The following is an 8274-nucleotide window of genomic DNA, read 5'->3' as shown; positions in this document are numbered from 1 at the left end:
AGAGGAGGTACACTTGTCCAATCCCCCACAGCATCTGGATAGTCAGTGCGACGTACCCGGATGCCCGTAGTATTCGTGACATGCGGTTCCAAGTGATTACGGCCTCCTATTTATCTGTAACGTATGATAGTTGATAGGTATCTGGCGGCTTGCTGTTCTGTGCCACGTTTCATACTGTCCCTACGTTCGATTCGTCTGTGGCTGACATACGGTATCTCTGTAACGCTCCATGCCGTGACCGATACGCGCGCTGTATTCTGGAGTGATTCACCGTGGCTGCTGTATCACGCCACGGTGACATCTTCCCCGCGCGGGACGTGCGTCCCGCGCTCGTTGAGTGTTTGCAGTCCACCGTCGCGGTCGGGGTTGGAATCCCCGACTGCGACCCGTTCAGCGACGGGTGGACTGCCGGCGGTGCCACGCCGCCGGTACTCCTATCCGCAGCCCCGTTCTGGCCCGTCGTTTCGGCTCCGGCGGAACCGAAACGGGTGTCAACGGACTCGGAGTTACTGCTCGAAGCCCGTTCCGCGGAGTTCGACGTTCTCGTCGGCCACCTTCGCCTCGCAGTCGAACACGGCACGGATAGTGTTGTGCGCTTTCTCCTCGTGCATCGCGGGATCCATCGCGAACACACCGAACATATCGCCCGACCTGATGCGCGCGGTGAAAACGTGCAGAAAGCGAAACATTGTCTGCAGCTCGGCGTACATCAGCGCCGTCGACACCGACGCGAAGCCGACCCGCACCGGCCCGGACTCCTCCTCGTCGCTCTGGTCTAACAGCTTCGCGAACTCCAGGCTGATGCCCGTCAAATCGCCCGGCGAACTCAACTGCCGCACCGGTGTTTCCTCGACGGCGGTCTTCTGGCCCGTACAGTCGATAACGCCGATCTGCTCGCGGTCGGCACCCCGCTCTTCGAGTTCCTCGACGACCCTTCCGGCGTCGAGATTTGTCGTGATGACGATCGCTCGTTCATCGTCATTCGGAGCGACCGCATCGAGCAACCGCTGTTGGGTGAGCATCGACGTCCCCGTCATCAAGAGGCTCGTCCCGGGCTCGAACGTCGCCGGGCTTCCAACCCCGTCGACCTCATAGCTCATCTTGCTCATCCCCCTCCTGTCCACCCGTATCGGTATCATCGTCGGCTTCGATATCCCGAACCATCGCGACGAACTCACCGCTTTCCATCCCCGGCAGCGCGGCATCAAGCTCCGACCGGAGCTCCGAGATGCGGGCTTCGAGTTCGGCAAACTCCTCGCTTTCCTCGAGTTCTTCCGCCGGCTTCGAGGAGCGAAGCGCCGCCTGCTTCGCCGCCAGCGCGTACAGTTCCTGTTCGAGGTCGGCGAACTCCGTCCGCGCGAGCAGCCGCTGGACGGTCTCTAAGAGTTCCTCCCGCTCGACGGGCTTCGTGAGATAGTTGTCGAACCCCATCTCGATGACGTCGAAATCCGGTTCGACTGCCGTCACCATGGCGACTTTGCAGTCGGGGCTGCGCCCCTGCAGTTCCGCGAGCACCTCGTCCCCGCTCATCCCCGGCATCAGACGGTCAAGTAACACCACGTCGACCTCCTCATCGACCTGTTCCAGTGCCTCCTCACCACCCTGGGCTGTTCGGATATCGTACTCGCCCTCCAGCCACCGAACGTACAGTTCGATGAGCGCCCGCTCGTCCTCGACGACGAGCACCGTCGGCCGGTCGTCTCCCTCGTCCATTATCTGAGTTTGCGTTAGAAGGTGAGGGTGATAGGTATTCCGGCGTCCTCAGTCAGGAGATACGAAATAGATAGCCCGCTCGCCGCCATCAAAGACAACCGTCAGGACGAAGAAGTCGCCATCTTCGACAGTCCGACTGCTACCATCGCTAGTGGTGAAGTAGAACCGATATTTCGTCCCGTCATCATCGATAGTGGCCGGATCCTGGCGCCACTGGGAATCGGTTCTGTCGTAGAATTTACCACCGATTTCTATCGGGCCGACAGCGGGTGGTTCATTGCTGGTGGTTTGACCCGGGTTGTAGAGGCTGGTGTTGGCGGGTTGATCCTGTTGACCACCATAGAAGTTCATCCGCATCCGTGCGATGTCACGAGTCGATCCGGGTGACGTGGTTTTAAAGTTGACTTCCATCCCGTCGGTACTCGTGCTGAGAAGGGGAGGAAGGAGGATTGAACCCGTAACGACCGACGCATTGACGAACCGGACACCGGATCCGGGGTTGATGCTCAAATCAGAGACCTGAACAGTGTAGGTGGCTTGACAGCGTGCCGGCGCGCCTGCACCGTTGCAACCACTCGTATCTATCGACGCGTTGACTGACTCCGATCCTCCGTCAGTGGGCGTGAGCGGAGTAACAACTCGTCCTTCTCCGTCCGTCGTTTTCCTAACGGTCGTGCCGTTCGGGTACGTGATATCTACGTCAGTCCCGCTCACCGGATTGTTGTACTCGTCTCGAACCTCGTATTTGACGTTCGTCGTCTGGCCGACACCGACAGAGGTAGTCCCATCATCGGCAGGAACGATATAGTGAGCATCGGGTTTCTCAACGCCGGGTTCGAGACTGAGCCGTGACATCCGAAGTGTGTACCGCTCGCTGCCGTTGAGAGCGATGCGAACGGTATCGTTCGCCGGCTTGCTCACGTTGAGAACCGTATCCTGGCTACTGACCAACTCCTCCCACGTCGAGAGGGGCATCTGTGTCGGCAGCTCCAGGGTGATGTTATCGTTGCCGTTGTCCGACCCCTCAATCGTGACTGGCCGCGCTGGCGCGCTATTCGGGCGGACGTCAAGTGACTGTACCGACGCGGACGCATCGGAGTAATTTCCGGACATGAAAATCAGATTGATGTCCGTGTCGTCGACGACCGACCCCGGATTCTTGATGATAGTGGCGTCACTGAAATTGTTGTAGAGGATGCCGTATTCGTAGCGCGTCGTGGGCGCGTTATCGAGATAGTTGTAGCTCACCGAATACTCGAAGTTGCGGCTGTTGAGTCGCAGCGTGCGCCCGGACATATACTGCCGCACCTCGGGTTCGGTCGCGGTCGCGTTCTCTATCCGAACGGTTCTGTTGTCCGTCGTCGCCAATCTACCGGTCGCTGCCGACGGACTGTAGAACAACAGCCGAGACGGGTAGCCAGTACCGGTCTGGATGCGCACCGACTCACCCTGGCCCGTGTTCGAGACCTCCGAGGCCGTCTGGTGGAACTTCACGAGGTCACCCTGTGCTTCCTGGTTGTGGTTGAACTCGATCTGTTGGTTGGCTGCCGGAATCGCCTGCGTCTGCAGAATCGAAAGCAGCGCAATCAGGATGCCGAACACAAGAATTGCGCCGACGACCTCCGATACACCTCTGTTGTCTGGAATGAGTCTCATTGTTAGATAAGGGTGAACACGACGAGTGTGATCGTCACGAGAGCGATGCTGTATTTCAGCCCCGCAAGTGCGTTGTTCTCCGCGAGTTTGCCGGCGAGGAGGCCACTGCCGATACCCTGGATGAGCGCCGAGTGGAAGAACACCGTCCGGTAGATCTGAACCGGCACCGTGCCGACGTTGAGCAGGCCGGCGGCGCTACTCCCGGATTGTTCGGCGGTGCTTGCGGCCGCCTCCGTCGTCAGCTCGCCGATTGGCGTCAGGTAGCTCGTATCGAGCATGACGATGACGGCGAGGTAGACGAGGAAGCCGATGATGACGATGGCCGTGTACGCGCCCATCTCGCTGCGGCGTTTGCGCTCGATCTGGTAGCGGTTCCGGGTGTCCTCGGCTGCGATGGAGATGATGTTCGCGAGGTCACTGGAGGAGTGGTTCCCCTTCGCGATGAGCTTCATCGTCCGGGTGACCTGCGGCACGCGCAGGCGGTTCGCGAACTGGAGTAACGCGCGCTCGATGTCGTGGTTCCATCGGATGTCGTTTCGCACCTTCCGAAGCTCATCGGAGAGCACGCCCTCCGACCACCGGGAGACGAGGTTCAGCGCATCGACCAGCCGGATTCCCATCTGATTCGCACTGGAGAGGATGTTCAGCGTGTCAGGGAAGCGCTGGGAGATTCGCTTCTCGCGGCGGCGCTGGCCCTCGTAAAACAGGGTCAGCGGCACCGTCATGATGAGGAACGGAATGACGAAGAGGCCGATAGTCGCCCGAATCGGCGCCTCGAGCAGGCCCTCGGCCGAGACTGGAACGGCACCGCTGACCAGCATAAAGCCCACGAACAGGAGGCCCGCGGGCACCGAAACCAGAAGCGAAAGCAGTGGGTTTCGCTGCCGGATGTGGTCGATCGGGTTCTGCAGGATTTCGCGCCGCGCGTCCTGTTTCTTCCGTTCTTCGTAGCTTTCGTATTTCGGGTGGTTGGTCACTCTGGAGCCCCACTCGCGGTCGACCTCATCGTTTTCGACCTCGAGTTCGTCGGTATGCTCCGCGTACGGCTTCGAGAGGATGTCGACAGCCGCGAGGAAGCCGAGCATGCCGACCGGCAGGCCCACGTAAACGAGGAAGTACGTCTGGAGGAGGGCTTCCCCACCGAGCAGGCTGATGACGAGCAGCGTGACGATGAGGAAAAGCGGTGCCGCGACGAACGCGACGACGAAAATTTCGGAGAGTATCGACAGCGTCCCGAGGAAACTGTCCTGTTCGTCCCGGGCCTCGTCCATGTACGTCTCCGCTTCGTCTTCGAGGAAGGTCGCGAAGTCACTCCCGGAGTCCAGCACGGAGATCATGTCGTCGAGGAACTGCTCTAAGTTCTCCGAGGGCGTCAGGTTCCGTGCGTCACGCAGCGCGGTGAAGAGGTCGTTGCCGAACAGCTCCACGTCACGGACGACCATGTCGAACTCGTTCGAGACCTCACCATACACTTCATCCGCGGTGGCGAGTTCTTTGATGACCTCGAACGTGTTCATGCCGCCGTGGCTCAACGCGTACATGTACACGATAGAGTGGGGAAGTAAGATGTTGATACTCCGCTCTCTGGTGTTCGTCCGTACCCTGGGGTAGTAGTAGCCGGTCGCGAAGGCCCCACCGGCGAACACCGCGAGCGACAGCAGAACGACGAGTACGCTCGCACCAACGGCGACGAGCGTGTTGGTGACACCGAGTGCTTCCCATCCGCCGAAAGCGAACAGTTGGACGGTCAGTAGTGCCCCCAAAAACAGCCCGATAGCGGCGGAGATGAACGTGTAGCCGATGACGCGAGTGAGGTAGATGTCGTAGGTGTACCCCATCCGGGCCTGGTTCAGCCACCGCTGGAGCGACCGGAACCGGTCTGGATTCATCAGGAAGTACGTCCTGATGTAGCCATGCTGGTCGCGGAGCCGTTCCTCGTCGGCCTCCGAGAGGTCGTGCCGTTCAGGGAAATACTGATCGAGCTCGTAATCCGGAATCGGCGTCGCGTCGTCGATGTTTCCCTGGCTCATTCGTACTCGAACTCGAGTTCGCCTTCGGGCTCAAGATCTCCGGGCTGGAGTGTCCCTTCGTTGACCCGTTTCATCAGTTCTTCCTGGTTGTTCCCGAACATGTGGATCGCGGTCGTGACCTCGTGATAGGCGTTGATCTCGTTGTCGACGAGATACTGGAGGAACTCCCGCCGTTTGCGGAGTTCGTCGGCGAGTTCGCGCCCGCTCCACCCACGGTCGTCCGCGATATCCTGCAGCACCTGTGAGTTGTTCACCCGCTGGTGGGTGTCGGCTTCGGCGTCGCGGTCGAAGATATCGATGGCGCGAATCGAGTCACTCGCGTCCTCACCGGGCAGAATCTCCGTAACCCCGTCGTTCCGGCGCACGCGGTCGCCATCCATGAACGTCTGTTTCTGCACGGAGATAATGTCGAGTTCAAGCACCATCTGCCCCGGAACGTTGAGCGGCTTGTTCTCGAGGCGGTTCAACACGCCCTCGATGCTCTCGGCGTGAATCGTCGTGTAGGCCGTGTGGCCGGTTCCAATAGCCTGGAAGAACGTGAACGCGACGTTCTGTTCGGTTCGAATCTCACCCACGAGCAAGTACTCGGGGCGCTGCCGGAGCGCGGCCTGGAGGAGTTCGTACATCGAAACCTCGCCACGGCCCTCCGAGGTGATCGACTCACGGGTGAGGCTCTGAATCCAGTTGTCGTGTGGCAGCGTGATTTCACGGGTGTCCTCGATGGAGACGACCTTCGCGTCCTCGGGGATGAACATCGAGACAGCGTTCATCGACGTGGTCTTCCCGGATCCGGTTCCGCCGGCGAAGATGAGCGAGCGGTTGTTCGCGATGGCCAGCCAGAAGTACGCCATCTGCTCGACGTTGAACGTCCCGCGTTCGACGAGGTCGACGGGAGTGAAGGGGACGTTCGCGAACTTTCGGATGGTGAAGTTCGATCCCCGTGTCGCCACGTCGGAGCCGAACGTCAACTGCACACGCGACCCGTCCGGGAGCGTCCCGTCCATCAACGGCTCCGAAACGGACACCTGCTCGCCCGCCCGCTGTGCCAACCGAAGCGCGAACGAGGAGAGCTTCTGTTTCTCGAAGCTGATGTTGCTCGGCATGTCACGGTGGGCGAAATGATAGACGTACACCGGGATGCCGACACCGTCACACGAGACGTCCTCGATGTTCGGGTCACGCATGATCGGGTCGATCGGACCCAGGTGGACGAAATCACGGAGGAGGTAGTATTTGAGTTTCAGCAGCGACCCGTCCTCGATGGTGGCGGCCGCGTGGTCGGAGATGATCTCCTTGGCCTTCGTCTCGAAGATGGCTTCGCGGTCGTCGTCGGCCTCCAGGTCCTGATACATCAGGCTGTTCCGGAGTATCTTCACGAGGTCTTCGCGGACGTACTCTTCGAACTCCGTCAGATGTGGCTCGTGGACGTGATAGCGGAGCTTGTCCTCCCCATCACGCTGCAGAATCGAAACGTACGCATACGGTTTGTTTACCCAGAGCCGATCGATTTCCTCGTGGTTGTCGAGATACGAGAAATCGAAGAACTTCGACTTGATGAAATCCAGATCAGGGCGGGCTGCGAAGGACTCGTCGATGTCCGTGGTCTCGAAATGCTCGTGTACCTCTCGGAGAATCTCACCCTTAATCGGGTGATCCGAGACGAGCGTCCGGTCGTCGTCTCTTTGCTGGGCGGCCGGCGTGACCGATGTCTCGCCATCGGTCGGCTCCGGTTCCTCCGGCTCCTCCCGTTCGACCTGTTCTTCCGATTCCTCGGTGGAATCCGGGCTCGTCCACTCGAATTCGTCGGCCTCCTCGGCCGGTTCACTGTCGCTACTCATGAGTTGTCTCTCGGGCACTGCGGAGTCCTCCGACTACCCCTCCGATACGCCTCCACATTTTGTCCGACACTATATTTAGCGGTGTTAGTTGTAAACATTAGCATAGAATCACCGTTCACGACGCGCTCGCGCTACCGGCCCACGTGAACGTCCCACACGGGAGCAAAGCACACTCGCGTTGGCTCTACTGGACGAGGACATTACTACTGGTTGACCCTACGCGTGCACGTTAATATCATTGACGGCTGAATCCGGAAATGAAACTGGTTCAGAATTTATTCCCGTTTCTGAGCTGGCACGAAACAGGGCGGCTCGGCCGACTCGCGTTCGTCTCGGGAGATGCCGCGGCATCTTTAGCCTCAGACCACATACCACCGCACATGAATCCGGATGAAAACCGCCAGGGGTGGGCCGAACGCTCCGGGGAGTTCTCACCGGCGTACTACGCCGAAATCGGCCCCAACGAGGTGAGCGACACCCTCGCCGAGGTGTTCGACCACTACGTCCCCCAGGACGCTGCGGTTCTCGAAATCGGCTGCAGTTCCGGACGGCATCTCGAACGTCTTCGTGCCGAGGGCTACGAGAACCTCACTGGTATCGACATCAACGAAGAATCGTTCGAGGTCATGGCCGAGTATTTCCCTCCCCTCGCACGGACGGGCACCTTCCACACCGGCGCTATCGAAGAGCTCGTTCCGGAGATGGACGACGGGCAGTTCGACGTCATCTTCTCGGTCGAAACGCTCCAGCACGTCCACCCGGAGAACGAATGGGTGTTCGAAGAGCTCGTTCGCGTCACGGACGACCTGCTCATCACAGCGGAAAACGAGGGGAACAGCCCGGAGCGTGGCCGGCCGGATTCGTCGGTCAGCTACGTCCACGACGAGTTCCCGCTGTATCACCGCGACTGGAACGAGGTTTTCTCCGCGCTCGGCCTCGCTCAGCTCCTCCGGGAACCCGGCAAGCGCGATACGGTTCGCGTGTTCCGGACGGTTTGAGCCACTGGCTCGGAGCGACAGAACCGGCGAGCCGTTTCC

Annotated in this window: 6 protein-coding genes; 1 reads left to right on the top strand and 5 read right to left on the bottom strand. The window is 60.0% G+C overall.

Annotation, left to right across the window (positions count from 1 at the left end):
- Window positions 1-506: 506 nt before the first annotated feature.
- From ACI8UR_RS06500 to ACI8UR_RS06480, 5 genes are read right to left on the bottom strand one after another with little or no spacing between them, the layout of a single operon-like run.
- Complete coding sequence (locus ACI8UR_RS06500) at window positions 507-1100, bottom strand: hypothetical protein (RefSeq protein ID WP_411715737.1); 594 nt, start codon at window positions 1098-1100, stop codon at window positions 507-509.
- Window positions 1090-1713, bottom strand: coding sequence for a response regulator (locus tag ACI8UR_RS06495; protein WP_411715736.1), 624 nt, complete (start codon window positions 1711-1713; stop codon window positions 1090-1092). Before ACI8UR_RS06495 ends, ACI8UR_RS06500 begins: the two co-directional genes overlap by 11 nt.
- A gap of 48 nt (window positions 1714-1761) precedes the next feature.
- Window positions 1762-3369 (bottom strand): hypothetical protein, encoded by a 1608-nt coding sequence (locus ACI8UR_RS06490; protein ID WP_411715735.1) that lies wholly within the window; start codon window positions 3367-3369, stop codon window positions 1762-1764.
- A 2-nt stretch (window positions 3370-3371) separates the two neighbouring features.
- Window positions 3372-5399, bottom strand: a complete 2028-nt coding sequence (locus ACI8UR_RS06485) for a type II secretion system F family protein (RefSeq protein ID WP_411715734.1) — start codon at window positions 5397-5399, stop codon at window positions 3372-3374.
- The gene (locus tag ACI8UR_RS06480) at window positions 5396-7237 is read right to left on the bottom strand and encodes a type II/IV secretion system ATPase subunit (RefSeq protein WP_411715733.1); all 1842 of its coding nucleotides are present in this window, start codon (window positions 7235-7237) and stop codon (window positions 5396-5398) included. The genes ACI8UR_RS06485 and ACI8UR_RS06480 overlap by 4 nt, the downstream gene beginning before the upstream one ends.
- A 380-nt stretch (window positions 7238-7617) precedes the next feature.
- Between ACI8UR_RS06480 and ACI8UR_RS06475 the strand changes: the two genes are divergently transcribed.
- The gene (locus ACI8UR_RS06475) at window positions 7618-8235 is read left to right on the top strand and encodes a class I SAM-dependent methyltransferase (RefSeq protein WP_411715732.1); all 618 of its coding nucleotides are present in this window, start codon (window positions 7618-7620) and stop codon (window positions 8233-8235) included.
- The last annotated feature ends 39 nt before the right edge of the window (window positions 8236-8274 follow it).

It is taken from the genome of Natronomonas sp. (assembly GCF_047616845.1).
Lineage (GTDB): Archaea > Halobacteriota > Halobacteria > Halobacteriales > Haloarculaceae > Natronomonas.
This window is presented reverse-complemented; position numbering and strand designations above follow the sequence as displayed.

Excerpts from the sequence above, each read along its gene's own strand:
- ACI8UR_RS06500 (WP_411715737.1), bottom strand. The coding sequence starts at position 1,100 with ATGAGCTATGAGGTCGACGGGGTTGGAAGCCCGGCGACGTTCGAGCCC.
- ACI8UR_RS06495 (WP_411715736.1), bottom strand. The coding sequence starts at position 1,713 with ATGGACGAGGGAGACGACCGGCCGACGGTGCTCGTCGTCGAGGACGAG.
- ACI8UR_RS06490 (WP_411715735.1), bottom strand. The coding sequence starts at position 3,369 with ATGAGACTCATTCCAGACAACAGAGGTGTATCGGAGGTCGTCGGCGCA.
- ACI8UR_RS06485 (WP_411715734.1), bottom strand. The coding sequence starts at position 5,399 with ATGAGCCAGGGAAACATCGACGACGCGACGCCGATTCCGGATTACGAG.
- ACI8UR_RS06480 (WP_411715733.1), bottom strand. The coding sequence starts at position 7,237 with ATGAGTAGCGACAGTGAACCGGCCGAGGAGGCCGACGAATTCGAGTGG.
- ACI8UR_RS06475 (WP_411715732.1), top strand. The coding sequence starts at position 7,618 with ATGAATCCGGATGAAAACCGCCAGGGGTGGGCCGAACGCTCCGGGGAG.